Origin of the sequence: Clostridium brassicae, assembly GCF_026738875.1 — a bacterium.
In the GTDB taxonomy this organism is placed as follows: Bacteria; Bacillota; Clostridia; order Clostridiales; family Clostridiaceae; genus Clostridium_H; species Clostridium_H brassicae.
In genome coordinates, this window is sequence record NZ_JAPQFJ010000010.1 from 21,546 (window position 1) to 37,801 (window position 16,256).

At 28.0% G+C, this 16,256-nt stretch carries 17 protein-coding genes; 16 read left to right on the plus strand and 1 reads right to left on the minus strand.

The genetic code is table 11. From position 1 onward, the window contains the following. The first annotated feature begins 2 nt into the window (after positions 1-2). From OW729_RS10525 to OW729_RS10585, 13 genes are all read left to right on the plus strand, one after another. Positions 3-2,084, plus strand: coding sequence for an HPr family phosphocarrier protein (locus tag OW729_RS10525; protein WP_268061464.1), 2,082 nt, complete (start codon positions 3-5; stop codon positions 2,082-2,084). A 392-nt stretch (positions 2,085-2,476) separates the two neighbouring features. Further along, on the plus strand, positions 2,477-3,478 hold the full coding sequence (gene dhaK, locus OW729_RS10530; RefSeq protein WP_268061465.1) for a dihydroxyacetone kinase subunit DhaK: 1,002 nt from the start codon (positions 2,477-2,479) through the stop codon (positions 3,476-3,478). A gap of 67 nt (positions 3,479-3,545) precedes the next feature. Further along, positions 3,546-4,175: a dihydroxyacetone kinase subunit DhaL gene (dhaL, locus tag OW729_RS10535; protein ID WP_268061466.1), complete on the plus strand. Its 630-nt coding sequence runs from the start codon at positions 3,546-3,548 to the stop codon at positions 4,173-4,175. A 23-nt stretch (positions 4,176-4,198) separates the two neighbouring features. Then, on the plus strand, positions 4,199-4,588 hold the full coding sequence (gene dhaM / locus OW729_RS10540; RefSeq protein ID WP_268061467.1) for a dihydroxyacetone kinase phosphoryl donor subunit DhaM: 390 nt from the start codon (positions 4,199-4,201) through the stop codon (positions 4,586-4,588). Positions 4,589-4,711: 123 nt separating this feature from the next. Further along, entirely contained in the window at positions 4,712-5,176 is a 465-nt protein-coding gene (gene def, locus OW729_RS10545) for a peptide deformylase (protein WP_268061468.1), read from the plus strand. 153 nt (positions 5,177-5,329) lie between these two features. Next, positions 5,330-5,857 carry an ECF transporter S component gene (locus tag OW729_RS10550; protein WP_268061469.1) on the plus strand — a complete coding sequence of 176 codons (528 nt, stop codon included), beginning with the start codon at positions 5,330-5,332 and terminating at the stop codon, positions 5,855-5,857. Between the two features lie 376 nt (positions 5,858-6,233). After that, entirely contained in the window at positions 6,234-6,590 is a 357-nt protein-coding gene (locus OW729_RS10555; RefSeq protein WP_268061470.1) for a hypothetical protein, read from the plus strand. A gap of 225 nt (positions 6,591-6,815) precedes the next feature. Continuing rightward, positions 6,816-7,997, plus strand: a complete 1,182-nt coding sequence (locus tag OW729_RS10560; protein WP_268061471.1) for an FprA family A-type flavoprotein — start codon at positions 6,816-6,818, stop codon at positions 7,995-7,997. 364 nt (positions 7,998-8,361) lie between these two features. Beyond that, positions 8,362-8,520, plus strand: a complete 159-nt coding sequence (locus tag OW729_RS10565) for an LDCC motif putative metal-binding protein (RefSeq protein WP_268061472.1) — start codon at positions 8,362-8,364, stop codon at positions 8,518-8,520. Between the two features lie 47 nt (positions 8,521-8,567). Beyond that, on the plus strand, positions 8,568-11,015 hold the full coding sequence (locus OW729_RS10570) for a heavy metal translocating P-type ATPase (RefSeq protein ID WP_268061473.1): 2,448 nt from the start codon (positions 8,568-8,570) through the stop codon (positions 11,013-11,015). Positions 11,016-11,109: 94 nt separating this feature from the next. Beyond that, positions 11,110-11,355, plus strand: coding sequence for a heavy-metal-associated domain-containing protein (locus OW729_RS10575; protein ID WP_268061474.1), 246 nt, complete (start codon positions 11,110-11,112; stop codon positions 11,353-11,355). A gap of 15 nt (positions 11,356-11,370) precedes the next feature. Beyond that, positions 11,371-11,529 carry a YfgJ family double zinc ribbon protein gene (locus tag OW729_RS10580; RefSeq protein ID WP_268061475.1) on the plus strand — a complete coding sequence of 53 codons (159 nt, stop codon included), beginning with the start codon at positions 11,371-11,373 and terminating at the stop codon, positions 11,527-11,529. Positions 11,530-11,778: 249 nt separating this feature from the next. Continuing rightward, positions 11,779-12,237 carry a DUF4342 domain-containing protein gene (locus tag OW729_RS10585; protein WP_268061476.1) on the plus strand — a complete coding sequence of 153 codons (459 nt, stop codon included), beginning with the start codon at positions 11,779-11,781 and terminating at the stop codon, positions 12,235-12,237. 171 nt (positions 12,238-12,408) lie between these two features. Here OW729_RS10585 and OW729_RS10590 read toward each other — a convergent pair whose 3' ends face one another. Further along, complete coding sequence (locus OW729_RS10590; protein ID WP_268061477.1) at positions 12,409-13,032, minus strand: hypothetical protein; 624 nt, start codon at positions 13,030-13,032, stop codon at positions 12,409-12,411. 403 nt (positions 13,033-13,435) lie between these two features. On the opposite strand from OW729_RS10590, the gene OW729_RS10595 reads away from it, so the two are divergent. The 3 genes from OW729_RS10595 (at position 13,436) to OW729_RS10605 (ending at position 16,236) form a co-directional block, all read left to right on the plus strand. Next, positions 13,436-14,128, plus strand: a complete 693-nt coding sequence (locus OW729_RS10595) for a response regulator transcription factor (protein ID WP_268061478.1) — start codon at positions 13,436-13,438, stop codon at positions 14,126-14,128. After that, positions 14,121-15,620: a sensor histidine kinase gene (locus tag OW729_RS10600; protein WP_268061479.1), complete on the plus strand. Its 1,500-nt coding sequence runs from the start codon at positions 14,121-14,123 to the stop codon at positions 15,618-15,620. The genes OW729_RS10595 and OW729_RS10600 overlap by 8 nt, the downstream gene beginning before the upstream one ends. A gap of 454 nt (positions 15,621-16,074) precedes the next feature. Then, positions 16,075-16,236 (plus strand): hypothetical protein, encoded by a 162-nt coding sequence (locus tag OW729_RS10605; protein ID WP_268061480.1) that lies wholly within the window; start codon positions 16,075-16,077, stop codon positions 16,234-16,236. Positions 16,237-16,256: the final 20 nt, after the last annotated feature.

Sequence of the window (16,256 nt, forward strand, 5' to 3'; positions counted from 1 at the left end):
AATTGAAGGATTGTATTAAAATTACAATAAATAATAAAAAAGGACTTCATGCAAGAGTTGCAGCTATAGTAGTACATAAAGTAGATGAACTAGAGAAAAAATATAATGTGCAATTTTTTATTAATAAAAGTGGGAAAAAAGTACCAGCTAAGAGTTTAATGCCATTAGTGTTACTTAAAATTAAACAAAATGAAGAGATTTTACTTGAAGCAGTTGGAGATGAAGTGAAAGAAGCTTTAGAAAAAATGGGGAGATTTCTTCAAAGCGATTTTAGTATTTCGGATGAAAGTACTATAAGCCAAGTAGATAATATTATTCATAACAATACTATAGCATGGGAGCAAATAGTTGAAAGTTTGGCCAATGGTCTTATAGTTTTAGATGAAAATGATGTAATAACGGTTTTTAATCCAATGGCTGAAAGAGTATTAGATATAAAGATAAATGAAGCTATAGGTAAAAATATATATGATGTTATTCCTAAATCTGCAATAGGAACAATATGCAATAGTGGGAAAGTAAAAATAGGTTTAAGAAGAGAAATTAATAATACTATTGTACTTTTAAATGAAACACCAATATTATTAGAAGAAAATAGGAAAGGTGCTGTTATATCTTTTCAGGATATTTCCAATATGGAAAAATTAACGGGAGAGTTAAAAGAAGTAAAGGAATTAAAAGAAAGGCTACAACTTGTATTGGATTCGGTGCAAGATGGGATATGTGTTTTAGATAAAGATGGATATGTAACCTATGCTAATGAAGCTTATTTTAAAATACTTCATGAAGAACCGGAAAAAGTAATAGGGCTTAACATAGAAAAAATTTCTCCAAAGGGACTAAGACATCAAGTGTTAGTATCAGGTGAAAGTGTAAGAGGGGTTATTATAAAAAAGCCAAATGGTATTGTAATGGCTGGAGATGTAAGTGCAATTAAGGTTTATGGAGAAATAAGAGGTGTTGTTTCTGTAGTAAAGGATCGTACACAGCTAAAAAAATTATATAAAAATTTAAATGAGATTACTGCAAAGGCTGAGTATCTTGAACAAGAACTTTTAAGAACTAAAAAACCTGATGAAGCTTTTAGCAAATTTATAGGAAATAGTGGAAATGTAAGAGATGCTTTAGCTATTGCATCAAAGGCTGCTAAAAGTTATTCTACCGTTCTAATAAGAGGAGAAAGTGGAACTGGAAAAGAACTCATTGCGGAAGGGATACACTTTGCAAGTGATTGTGCACAGGGGCCTTTTGTAAGAGTAAATTGTGCAGCAATTCCATCTAATTTGCTGGAAAGTGAACTGTTTGGTCATGAAAAAGGAGCTTTTACTGGGGCTATTAAAAGAAAATTGGGAAAATTTGAATTAGCTAATAAAGGAACTATATTTTTAGATGAAATAGGGGAAACAGATAAAAGTATGCAGGTAAAACTTTTAAGAGTACTTCAAGAAAAAGAATTTCAAAGAGTTGGTGGAGAAGAAACAATAAAAATAAATGTTAGAATTATTGCTGCTACCAATAGAAATCTTGAAGATATGCTTAAGAAGGGAGAATTTAGGGAAGATTTATATTATAGATTAAATGTAATCCCTATATTTTTACCAGCTTTAAGGGAAAGAAAACATGATATACCTATTTTAGTAGAATACTTCATAAAGAAAATAAGTAAAGAAATGAAAAAAGAAATTAAAGGAATAAGTAATGAAGCTATAGATACACTGATAAAGTATAAATGGCCTGGTAATGTTAGAGAACTTGAAAATTTAATAGAGAGAGTTGTTGCATTATCAGAAGATGAATATATAGAAAACAAAGATTTCCCTATGTACATTAAGCAAGATAATAGCAATGACAAATTGCAAGGTTTAAATAAAATAAAACATACAAATTATGATATAAAAAGTCAAATTGAAAATAATGAAGAAATACTAAAACTAAGTGAGTACGAAAAAATAATTATTGAAAAGGCTTTAAAGCAATTTGGAAGCTATAATTCAGCTGCCAAGGTTTTAGGAGTTACTCATAAAACAGTAGCAGCTAAAGCTAGAAAATATGGTATACAAAAGGTTATAAATTGGGAAAAATGAACAGGTTGGTAAAAAGTATCAAATAGATATTTTTATTTGATACTTTTTACCAATGGTTTTTTAGTATTAATTTAAATAACTACAGTGAAAGAAGTAGTGAATTCATTAAAATGAGGGGATATAAAGAGTATTTATGTAAATGTTTACTAATGGCATGGTACTTGCTAAATATATTTGTAAAAAAATAAAATACAGTAAATAAATACATTATGTTTTAAGTAATAGCATTAGTTTTGAGAATATTGGGAATAATCTTTTTAAAAATGCTCCTAGGTATTGATGTATCAGTAGTTAATATAGTAATTTAACTGATAAATATTTAATTGGAAAGTTTTATAGAAGATGGGATAAAAATATTTATATAAATATATTTTAAATTGGAGGAATGTAATATGAAAAAAATAATTAACAATCCAAATGAAGTATTAAATGATATGTTAAAAGGAATGTGCTCAGCACACCCTGAATATTTAAAGAAATTAGAAAATGCAAATGTTGTTACACGTGTTAATACGCCAGTTGAAGGTAAAGTAGCTTTAGTAAGTGGTGGTGGAAGTGGACATGAACCTGCACATGGTGGATATGTAGGCTATGGAATGCTTGATGCGGCCGTTGCAGGGGAAGTTTTTACATCACCTACACCAGATCAGGTGTATGAAGCAATAAAAGCTGTAGATTCAGGAAAAGGAACATTACTTGTAATAAAGAATTATAGTGGAGACGTTATGAATTTTGAAATGGCTAAAGATATGGCTGAAATGGAAGGGTTAAATGTAGAGACTGTTATTGTAAATGATGATGTTGCCGTTGAAAACAGTACTTATACTACAGGAAGAAGAGGTATTGCAGGAACTGTATTTGTTCATAAAATAGCAGGTTCAAAAGCAGAAACTGGTGCTTCACTTGAAGAAGTAAAAAAAGTAGCAGAAAAAGTTATTGCTAATGTTAGAAGTATGGGAATGGCTATAAGTCCATGTACTGTACCAGCAGCTGGTAAACCTAATTTTACATTAGGAGAAAATGAAATGGAAATAGGTATGGGGATTCATGGAGAACCTGGAACCCATAGAGAAGAATTAAGGACTGCAGACGAAATAACTAATCACTTAGTTTCAAAAATATTAGAAGATATAAAAGTTAAAGAGGGAGAAGAAGTAGCCGTAATGATTAATGGATTAGCATCCACACCTTATATGGAGTTATATATTATTAATAAAAAAGTTAGTGAAATTTTAGAAGAAAAAGGAATAAAGGTTCATAAAACTTTTGTTGGAGAATATATGACTTCACTTGAAATGGCAGGATTCTCAGTTTCAATATTAAAATTAGATAGCGAATTAAAAACATTATTAGATGCTAAAACAGATACACCAGCATTTAAAGTGTTTGGTTAATTAATATATAGAAATTAAGATTTTTTATGATAAATGTATAAACAGAAATATGAAAGGGATGATAAGTATGGCAGTGAATGTAGCAGATATAATAAAGATATTAAAAAATATAAGTAGTGTAATGGAGGAAAATAAGCTATTTTTAAGTGAATTAGATGGAGCTATTGGAGATGGTGATCATGGATTAAATATGAATAAAGGTTTTAATGCTGTAGTAGAAAAGCTTGAAGGTAGTGAAGAAAAAAATATAGGAAATTTATTAAAAACTGCTGGGATGGCATTAGTTTCAAATGTAGGTGGAGCTTCAGGACCATTATATGGGACAGCTTTTATGAAGGCTGGAATGAAAGTTAATGGAAAAGAAGAAGTGGATATAAATGATTTTGTATTAATGGTAGAAGAAGCTTTAAATGGAATCAAAATGAGAGGAAAAAGTGATGCTGAAGAAAAAACAATGATTGATGCTATACAACCTGCATTAAATGCTTTGAAAGAATCAATAGACAAGGGAATGAATAGTGTAGAAGCCTTAGAAAATGCTGTTAAGGCAGCTGAAAATGGTGTTGAGCACACTAAAGAAATAGTGGCTACAAAGGGTAGAGCAAGTTATTTAGGAGAGCGAAGTATAGGACATCAAGATCCAGGTGCAACATCAAGCTATTTAATATTTAAAACTATTTATGATAATGTAAAATGATTAACTTAAAAGGAGAATAAAATATGGTAGGAATTGTAATAGTGTCTCATAGTAGTAAAGTAGCTGAAGGAATAAAGGAGCTTGCAGGACAAATGGCTCAAAGTGTCCCAATAGTTGCTGCTGGAGGAACTTCAGATGGAAGACTTGGAACAGATGTTGAAAAAATAATGAATGCTATACAAGAAGTTTATTCTGAAGATGGGGTAGTAGTATTATTTGATTTAGGCAGTGCATATATGAATTCAGAAATGGCAATAGAATGTTTGCCTGAAGATATGCAAAAGAATATAGCAATAGTTGATACTGCTTTAGTAGAAGGAGCTGTTACAGCAGCTGTTGAGAGTAGTTTAAATAGTAGTTTAGAGGCTGTAAAAAAATCAGTAGCAGAGATGAGTCTTGGTAAAATGCCATAGACAGAGTTCTCATAATAAGTAGATAGTAGATAAAACGGGTAGCTAAAGAATAAATGAGGATATATAATAGTATTAGGTTATTGACTTAATACTATTATTTTTATTCGTAGGAGGAAGCTTTAAATGTCAGTTAGAGAGATAGTCAAGGTTGGAAATGATGTTTTAATAAGGAAAAGCAGAAGAGTTACAGAAATTAATGATGAAGTTTTAGAATTAATTCAAGATTTAAAGGATACTTTATATTCAGTTGATGGTGTAGGACTTGCGGCACCACAGATAGGTGTTTTAAAGAAAGTATTTTTAATAGATCTAAGAGATGGAAGTGAGCCTTTGATTCTTTTAAATCCTAAGATAACAAAAAAGATAGGTAGAAGTGAAGGTGCTGAAGGGTGTTTAAGTTATCCAGGATATGAGGGAATAGTAGTGAGACCTAGAAAAGTTATTGCTACAGGTATGAATGAAAAAGGAGAAAACATACAGGTTGAAGCTGAAGGGCTAATGGCTAGAGCTATATGTCATGAAACAGATCATTTAGAAGGAATACTTTATATGGATAAGTCAAAAAGGATGTACAAATTGGAAGAATAAATAATAAAATAAATATGAGACGGAAGCCTTGTAGTAGTTAAAATTACTGCAAGGTTTTTTCATATTTGTTTAAAATTTTTTATAATAATATTTACAATGTTAAAGCATTAATGTATACTGATGTATATACATTAGTATATGGAGGTGTCGTTTTTGAGAGAAAATGTGAAAAAACTTACATTTACAGCTTTGCTAACTGCTTTTGCAATTATAATACCACTTTATTTTGGTTTTTTAAGAATAGTAATACCACCAGTATTTTCAGCAACTATTGCATCACATGTGCCAGTATTTTTGGCAATGTTTTTAGGACCAGGAGCTGCTATAGCTGTGGGAGTAGGATCTGCTTTTGGTTTTTTAATTGCTCTTGGACCATACGTTGCAGCAAGAGCTTTTATGCATGTGTTTGTAGGAATTATAGGGGCGTATTTACTTAAAAAAGATATTAGCTTTGGCAAGATTGTAGTTATAACAGCACCTATACATGGATTATTAGAGGGAATTTCAACTATACCATTTATGGGAGTAAAAGGGTTTACAATTAGCTATGTAATATTAACGGTAGGGGTAGGTACAGTAATTCACCATATAGTGGATGGGACAATCTCAGGAGTACTTGTTCAAGCCTTAGAAAAAAGTGGTCAAGTTAATTTTGTTAAGAAGAGTTATTTAGAAAAATAGATTATATGAAGGGTATTATAAATGATTATAAGTAGTATGGTTATATTTATGGTAAAATAAAATTATTAAAAGTTTTAAATATAAATTTAGAGTAATAATGGGTTGTATCAAAGTTTATTTTGATACAACCCATTATTTATTTAAAAAATACTTTAAGAGTTGTATGAAATGTTTTTATTTAATTTATTGAATAATGTTTAGTAAGATCAATTTATTAAATATTATAATAATGTATATTCTCATATTTTACAAGTTCATGTGATATAATGTTTTTAGAGTAAAATTTTTATATGATATAATTACATTAAAAGGAATAATATGTTTTAATGATTATGAATATAGATTATAATTATACTTTATATTAGGAGGGGTTAAGTTGAAAAACGAAAAAATAGACAGAAAGAAGATAAGCGTAGATAGTGAGGTAATAGAAAAAATTTTATTAGAGTTAAAAGAAATAAGAGATTTTTTTCCAGAAGATACTCTAAAAGTAAAAATAGACAATGTAATGCATACTATAAGTAAAGCTACTAATTGTAGTATTGAAAATAAAGCCTTAGTTGATATAATATATGACAAAATGAAAGAAGCAGAAGGAAAAAATCCTGAATTGAATACAAAATTATATATGTTGTATAGAAGTTTATCTGATGGAAAAACTTCTGAAGAAGATGCAAATCAACTATTTGAAATATATATTCAAATGTATCCTTATGATGATATGATTTACTAGAGAAAATACAAACAATTAAAGAAGTTAGATATCTCCTATTTGTAACTAAACTTTCTAGTATCATAATAAATCTATACTAAGGAAATAATAGATTTATTAAGTGAAGTTTATTTTAAAAAATTTTAGATAAATATTTACAAAAAATAACAAAAGATATTTTATGAAAACTATATTGCTAAAAATATATAGCGAGTTATTTGAAATAAATAAATGGAGGAGATAATGATGAGCGCAATTGAACTAAAGGACAATGTTTATTGGGTAGGAGTAAAAGACTATGAGCTTGAAGTTTTTGATATTATAATGAAAACAGAAAGAGGAACTACATATAACTCATATCTTATTGATGACGACAAAGTAGCTATTATTGATAGTGTAAAAGATGGTTTTTTAGAGGAGTCAATTGGTAATATTAAAGAAATAATAGGTGATAGAAAAGTCGATTACATAATAGTACAGCATACAGAATTAGATCATAGTGGAGCATTAAAGAGAATGCTTGAAATTTATCCGGAGGCGGTTATAGTTGCATCACAAGCAGCTATAAATTATTTAAAAGAAATATTAAATACAGATTTTAAATTTAAAAATGCACTTTCTTTAGGAGAGCTAAGCTTAGGTGAACATACTCTAAAGTTTATTTCCGCTCCAAATTTACATTGGCCTGACACTATGTTTACTTATATTAATGAAAAAAATATTTTGTTTACTTGTGATGTTACAGGAGCTCATTATTGTCCAGAAGATATATTAAATGATCCTCATGGCAATGAATATTTAAAGGAATTTAAATATTATTTTGATGTAATAATGGGTCCATTTAAGAAGTTTGTTTTAGTTGCACTAGAAAAAATACGAGATTTAGATATAGAAATTATTGCTCCAAGTCATGGATTAATTCATACAGGAAAATATGTGAAAGAAGTCATTGATTTATATAAAGAATTTTCAAAAGAACAGCCTGTAGAAAAAAATGTACAAATATTTTATATATCTGCTTATCATAATACGGAGAAGATGGCAGAATATTTATGCAAGAAGATAAATGAAAAAGGAATAAAAACAGAGGTTCATGAAATAACTTCTATGGATTTGGATAAAGCTTTAAACCTTGTAAATAAAGCATCAGGAATTCTTATAGGTTCACCAACTATTAATCAAGATGCTGTTGAACCAGCATGGAGATTACTTACCTCTATATCTTTAATTCCGAATAGAGGAAAAGCTGCTGCGGCGTTTGGATCTTATGGATGGAGCGGTGAGGGAGTTCCAATGATGATGGAAAGACTTAAATCCATGAAATTTAAGATTATAGATGAAGGATTTAGATTTAAATTTGTTCCAGATGATAAAGAATATAAAATAGCAGATGAATTTGTGGAAAAATTTATTAACATAATAGAATAATCTTATGATATATAAATAATATAAGAAACAAGGCTCTTAATTAAAAAGTAATTTTTAATTGAGAGCCTATTTTCTACTTAATTGAGACGTTTTTATATAGGTAAGGTTAATATTTATTTAATGGTAACTAATAACTGAAAAATATTGAATATACATAAAATTATTAAGAAAATATTGCAAAGCTTATAAAAGAGATGTATAATAAATTTAAACCACCCCCATATAGGAGGGGGTATAGGCCTTGTGTTTATGTATATATAAAACATGTATTATTAAAATAGAATGTACACAAAATAATTTTATCTTTATAATTTATGATCTTAACTTAAAATAAAAGTCAAGCCTTACAAAGGAGATTAATATTATGAAAAAATGGTTTGAAAATTTTATAAAGAAAATAGCAAAAGAAAATCAAAAAAGTTTTGGTAATAAGAAATTGGACTGTTGTGGATTAAATAACTCTAAAAGCATCAATAAAAGCTCAAATAAAAAACTAAATAAGAAAACTTTCTTAGATAAATAAAATTTATTTGTTGTGAATATAGGGCATATTATAGGTAGGTGAATTACATGAAAAAAACATTAAAGATAGAAGGGATGACTTGTGCAGCGTGTTCTAGAGCTGTTGAAAGGGTATCAAACAAAATAGAAGGAGTTAGTGAAGCTAATGTTAATTTGGCTACTGAGAAATTAAATATAACATTTGATGAAACAAAAGCTTCTTTGGAAGATATTAAAAAAGCAATTGGTAAGGCAGGATATATAGCAAAAGGGGAAGAAGTTAGTAAGGTATTAAAGATAGAAGGGATGACTTGTGCAGCATGTTCAAAGGCGGTTGAAAGGGTTACTAGAAAGTTAGATGGAGTAATTGAGTCTAATGTTAATTTAGCTACTGAAAAATTAAACATAAAGTTTGAACCTGGAGTTGTAGGAATTTCAGATATAAAAAAGGCTGTAGACAAGGCTGGATATAAGGCAATAGAAGAAGCAGAAACTGTAGGCAAGGATAAGGATATAAAAGAAAAACAATTAAAAGAAATGAAAAACAGATTGGTTATTTCTTTATTTTTTACTGTTCCTTTACTTATTATAACTATGGGACATATGGTAGGATTAAAACTTCCTATGATAATTGATCCTCACATGAATCCACTCAATTTTGCTTTAATTCAATTAATATTAGTAACACCAGTTATAATAGTTGGAAGAAAATTTTATACAGTTGGATTTAAAACACTAATTAAAAGAAATCCTAACATGGATTCTCTTATTGCAATAGGCTCAAGTGCTGCATATATTTATGGGTTATTTGCTATCTATAAGATATTAAACGGATATAATGAGTATGTTATGAAACTATATTTTGAATCAGCAGGTACCATCTTGACATTAATAACCTTTGGTAAATATTTAGAAAGTGTATCTAAAGGAAAAACTTCAGAAGCCATAAAAAAACTTATGGGGTTAGCTCCTAAGACAGCAGTTATGATTAAAGATGGTAAAGAAAATGTTATTTCTATAGATGATGTAGAAGTTGGAGATGTGATTTTAGTCAAGCCAGGTGAAAAAATACCTGTAGATGGTATGGTCATAGATGGTATAACATCTATTGATGAATCAATGCTCACAGGAGAGAGTATACCTGTAGAAAAGACAAAAGGTAGTAATGTATTTGGAGGAAGTATAAATAAAAATGGGTCAATAAGATATGAAGCCACAAAAATTGGTAAAGATACAGCTTTATCTCAAATTATCAAATTAGTTGAGGATGCTCAAGGATCAAAAGCGCCAATTGCTAAAATGGCAGATATAATATCAGGATATTTTGTTCCAATAGTTATAATATTAGCAATAATATCATCTTTGGCGTGGAGAGTATCTGGTGAAAGTTGGACATTTGTTTTAACAATATTTATTTCTGTTCTTGTAATAGCTTGCCCATGTGCATTAGGCTTGGCAACTCCAACTGCAATAATGGTTGGTACAGGAAAAGGAGCTGAATATGGTGTATTGATAAAGAGTGGAGAAGCTTTAGAGATTGCTCATCAAATTCAAACAATTGTATTTGACAAAACAGGTACAATAACAGAGGGAAATCCTAAAGTAACAGATATATTAACTGTACCCGAAGTAAGCAAGGAAGAATTACTTATAATTGCAGCTAGTGCAGAAAAGGCTTCAGAACACCCACTTGGAGAAGCTATAGTACAATCTGCAAAAGATAAAGAACTGATTTTAAAAGATGTAGAATTTTTTAATGCAATACCTGGTCATGGAATAGAAGTAAAAATAGAAGGAAAGAAAATTCTATTAGGTAATAAAAAGCTTATGAGTGAAAGTAATGTATTATTAGAAAAATTGGATAAGGAAGCTGTTAGACTAGCGGATGAAGGCAAAACACCTATGTTTATATCATGGGACGATAATATAAAAGGTATAATTGCAGTAGCAGATACTGTTAAGGAAAATAGCAAGAAGGCTATAAAAAAATTACATGACATTGGAATAGAAGTAACAATGATAACAGGAGATAATAAAAAAACAGCGGAAGCTATTGCAAAACAAGTAGGAATAGACAGAGTAATAGCTGAGGTTCTTCCAGAAGATAAGGCCTTGCAAGTTAAAAAACTTCAACAAAGTGGCAAGAAAGTTGCAATGGTAGGAGATGGTATAAATGATGCACCAGCTCTTGCACAAGCAGATGTAGGAATGGCTATAGGTTCAGGCACAGATGTGGCTATGGAGTCTGCTGATATTGTTCTTATAAAGAATGATATTATGGATGTAGTAACGGCTATAGAATTAAGTAATAAAACTATAAGAAATATAAAACAGAATTTGTTTTGGGCATTTGGATATAATACTGTAGGAATACCTGTAGCTATGGGTATACTTCATATATTTGGTGGACCCCTTTTAAATCCTATGATAGGAGCTGCGGCAATGAGTTTAAGTTCAGTTTCAGTTGTTACAAATGCTCTTAGGCTTAGAGGATTTAAACCAAATAACAGTAAATAGGTAGCTATTTAATTTGAATAATTGCAAATATTGATTATTGATGAAAAAATTAATATTATATAATAAATTAAATTTACAAGGAGGAGAGTTAAAAATGAAAAAGAAATTATTAGTAGAAGGAATGAGCTGTCAACATTGTGTTAAACATGTTAAAGATGCTTTAATGGAATTAGAAGGGGTAACTAATGTAGCTGTTGATTTAGAAAAAAAGTCTGCTTTAGTAGATATGGAAAAATCATTAGAGGATAGTATATTAAAAGACGCAGTAGAAGATGCTGGGTATGATGTTGTAAAGATTGAAAGTATAGGAAATGGTGGCTGTTGCTGTTGTGGACATTAAAGGAGAACATTTTAGATGAGTAAAGTATATTATTGTCCTGATTGTGGAGAAAAATTAGAAGAATATTCTGGTTGTGGTGCTAGAAATTATTTTTGTAGAAAGTGTAATTCACTAAAATCAAGTAAAAGAATTTTAGAGGATGCACCTAAAGATATTAAACAAGATAAAAAGTAAAGAAAGTATAGAATATTTAAGCAAAAGCTATGTTAATAATTTTTATAACATAGCTTTTAACTTTTATAGGGTGAGGAAAATCCATGATATTATAACTATATAACTTTTCTAATCAAATTCTAATCTTTTATTAAGTTCCCTCTAATTTTTACTAAATATAATAAAAATATAAATTAACTATATGGTTTATAAATTATTGATTAATACAATTTATAAACTATATGTAATAAAAAAATGGAGGGATTTGTAATGGCTGTATCTTTAGAGCAAATAGAATTATTAAAAGAGAGAGCAAATATAAGTTATGAAGAGGCAAAAGAGACTTTAGAAAAATTTGATGGGGATATTGTAGAAGCGCTAATATATCTTGAGAAAAATAAAAAAATTAATAAGGATTGCTCATGTGAAAGCAAATTTTTAAGAAAGTTAGAGAAATTAATTAAAAAAGGCAATAAAACTAAAGTGGTAGTTAGAAAAGAAGATGAAACTGTATTAAAGACATCAGTTAACCTAGTTATATTATGTACTGTTTTAGCTTGTCCTGTTACTATAGTAGCTACTATACTTGCATTAGTTACAAAACATACTATTAGAATAGAAAGAGACAAAGAAGAAAATTTAAAAGTTAACGATATTTTAAATAAAGTATCAAATAAAGTTAATAATATAGTTGATAATTTGTCTGAAGAAAAAGAAGACTTAGTTTAAATAAATAATTGTTTCGATTAACTTGAAAAATCTATTAAAAAGTTAACTTTTTAATAGATTTTTTTAGAGATTTATTTATCATATAAATTTAAGCCTCTATTATATAAAATTATTTATACTAATTTATAATATAGGGCTTATTACTTATAATAAGCCCTATATTATCTGTTCTTAGTTCCTGCGGCGCTTTTTTAATGTATTTACAGTAAAAAATATTATACAAGCAATAAAAATAACTAATATTGTTATAAATTTACAATTAGTTATATAAGATTGTATTTTAAGATTATTTCCTTTTGATTGAGTGCTTTGTACACTGGTATTGGTAGGAGTTGCTGATACTTTTGAATTATCATTTATCTTTTTTTGCGCTTTAAAGTATTCTCCTTCATTTATATATTTTTGATAACGAGCTACCATTGCATATTGCTCGCTTACAAGTTTTAAGGTTTTATAGTCTTCAGACGTGCTTTTAAATATCCAAGTATCGTCAATTTTGTTTTCCTCTAACAAAACTGCTACAACAAAATCTCCAGTTTTGGGCTTAGTACTTGTTCCGTAATATTTATCAAATTTTTTAATTTTAATTTCTGGTTTCTCAATATTCCCCATCATTACAGTAGAAGGAACTATATTATATGTGTCAGTACTAATATCAGTTATTTTCCCTATAAAGAGTGCCTTCTGTTTACCAGACATTATTGACTCTGGTATATCTCCTGCAAAAACATTTATGCTTGTAAATAACAGAAACATAAGAACAAAAATACTGATTTTTCTAATTTTTTTAAACATTTAAAATACCCCCAATTACTCTTACTGGTTATGTAAATAAAGGATTTACAAATACCAGTATTAATGATTATTTACTAATTATAACATAAAAGGCTTCTTTGTGGAAATCTTATACTAAAGCAGGTTATATTGCCCTAATATAAATCAAGGTCAGATAAAGTTTTCTACATAGTCAAATTTGCAATAATAATCTCTTAAAATGAAGTATATATCAATATTATGATTATATATCATAAGGATAACATTACCTAATAGAGTCGAATTTTAAAAATATCTTAAATTCAATTACTTAAGGATAGCGATTAAGTTATAATTTATATATGTGAGAATTTATTATATAGAAAATTTCAAAGTTTATTTTGATTAGCATAGCAAGGCAAGTGTTTATTGAGGAGGAATTAAGATGGGTAAGCTTGATAAGAAAAAAGTTCTTATAGTAGAAGATGAGGTTAAAATTTCTCGCTTCCTTCAGTTAGAATTACAATATGAAGGATATGCTACGGAACAAGCATATGATGGTAGAGAAGGGTTTGATAAAGCTTTAAATGAAGAATTTGATTTAATAGTATTAGATGTTATGATTCCTAAGTTAAATGGCATGGAGGTTTGTAGAAGAATACGTCAAATATCAGAGATACCTATAATAATGTTAACAGCTAAGGATGAAACGACGGATATTGTAATGGGATTAGATACTGGAGCTGACGATTATATAACTAAACCTTTTGCAATAGAAGAACTTTTAGCCAGAATAAGGGTAGCATTGAAGAGAAAGAAATTAGAAGTAAAAGATTCTAATAGTATCTGTATAAAAGAATTGAAATTAGATTTAAATAAGCATATTGTCTCCTATAATGAAGAAAATATTGAACTTACAAAGACTGAATTTGATTTATTAAAATTTTTTATGGAAAATAAAAATATTGCTTTAACTAGAGAACAAATATTAGACAAAGTATGGGGATTTGATTATTTAGGGGATACTAATGTAGTTGATGTTTATGTCAGATATCTAAGGACGAAAATTGATAATAAGTATGACGTGAGATTTATATATACGATTAGAGGAGTGGGATACCTTTTAAAAGATGAATAAAAAGACGAAGTTTATAAAAATATTTAGAGTTATCTTAAGGTATAGTTATATTTTAATAAAGCAGACAATAATGATAACTCCAAGGATTATTAAAACATTAGAAAGAGTAATTACAGCTTTATTAAATAAATTTAAAATAAGATTAAAATTTTCTATTACTTTTAAGTTGAATTTTATATATACACTTGTACTATCTATACTTTTATTTTTGTTTAGCTTGACAATTTTATTTGGATTTAAGTTTTTTTTAATAGAGGAAGCTAAGAGTAATATAAATATGTATGGAGAAATTGCATTAGATAATATAAAAAGTGTTTCAGCGGTTCCGAATGAATTAATTGAGAGTATTTCTAAGAAAGGTAATGTATCAATAAACATTTTAAAAAACAATAAGAATGTTATTTATGAGACAGACAAAAATAATGGAGAATATTATGAAGATTTTCAAATAGATTCACCATATTTAGTAAAGGGAACAGATAATGTAGAGATATTAATTTTAAATAAAAATTTCAATTTGAACAATGAAACATATTATATACAAATCATTAGTAACTTAAAAAAAGAAAATAAATATTTTTCGGTATTTTGGGTTGTTTTAGTATTTTTGAATATTGTTATCGTAATTATAACCACAAGATTTGGATCAAGAATAAGTCAAAAAGTTATAGAACCTATAAATGAAATGACCCATACTGTCAAAGATATAAATGTGCAGAATTTAGATACTCGTCTTAATGTTAAAGGTTCACATGATGAGTTAAGAGAACTTGCACAAACTGTTAATGATATGTTTGATAGAATTCAAGATTCTTATGAAAAGCAGAATCGATTTGTATCGGATGCTTCACATGAACTTAGAACGCCTATTGCTGTTATTCAAGGATATGCAAATATGCTTCATAGGTGGGGAAAAGATGATAAAGAAGTATTAGAGGAAAGTATCACTGCTATCAAAGATGAGTCAGAAAACATGAAAGAGTTAGTTGAAAAATTATTATTCTTAGCTAGGGTTGATAAAAAAACTCAAGAGATACACAAAGAGGAATTTTATATAAACGAATTATTAGAAGAGGTTGTAAAAGAAACAAAGTTAATAGATTTAAAACATAGCGTTTATAATAAAACCAATAAAAAAATTTTAATTTTTGCAGATTATAAGTTGATGAAACAAGCACTAAGAATATTTATAGATAATAGCTTAAAATTCACACCAGAAAATGGGAAGATAACTGTAGGAGCACATATAAATAAAAATAAAGTTGTTATTGTAGTTGAAGATACAGGTGGAGGAATTCCAAATGAGGATATACCTTATATTTTCGATAGATTTTATAGGGTTGATAAGTCTAGAACAAAGAGTGAAGGTGGAACGGGTCTAGGATTGGCTATAGCAAAATGGATTATATCACAACACGAAGGAAGTATAGAAGTTAAAAGTACTCTTAATGTAGGAACAAAAATAAGTATATTTATAGGTATGAAAAAATAGATATGAACTTTTCTCATGTATAACTCATAGTAATGTATAGTAGTTTTAGAGTTAACTTATTAGAAAGTTTGTATTATGAAGTAGAATAGGATTTATTTAGATAAAATGGATTTGATTATATATGTAATGGATATTTTAAATATAAAATTTTCAATACCACCTTATTTTAAATAATTATATATAATGTAAAAAACAAGATATTTGAAATATGTATAAATTATACTATAGATTAAGAAATTTTTATCGTATTAATAAGTATATATATTTGTTTGTAAAATATAAGCTGAATTAAAATCTTATAAGTGATAAATAAAATTTACAAAAATTACTTTTTTTAGCACAAACCCTGTGATAAAATATATATTACCATTATAAGGTAATATATATTTTTATCTAGAATAATAGTTGACATTAAAGTATTTATATTAAGACATAATTTCGTGAGGTGGTAAGTATGAAGATATTAGACAGGCTTTTAGATAGGTTAATAAATACAAATGAAATTGAAGAAGATAAAGATAGTAGTTTTAAAGAAGTAGTTGAAGAATGTGAAAGTGAGATAGACTTAAAAGCGTTAGAAATATTAACAATAATACAGAATAATATATCAATATAAAAATCTAAGCAGTTTTAAAA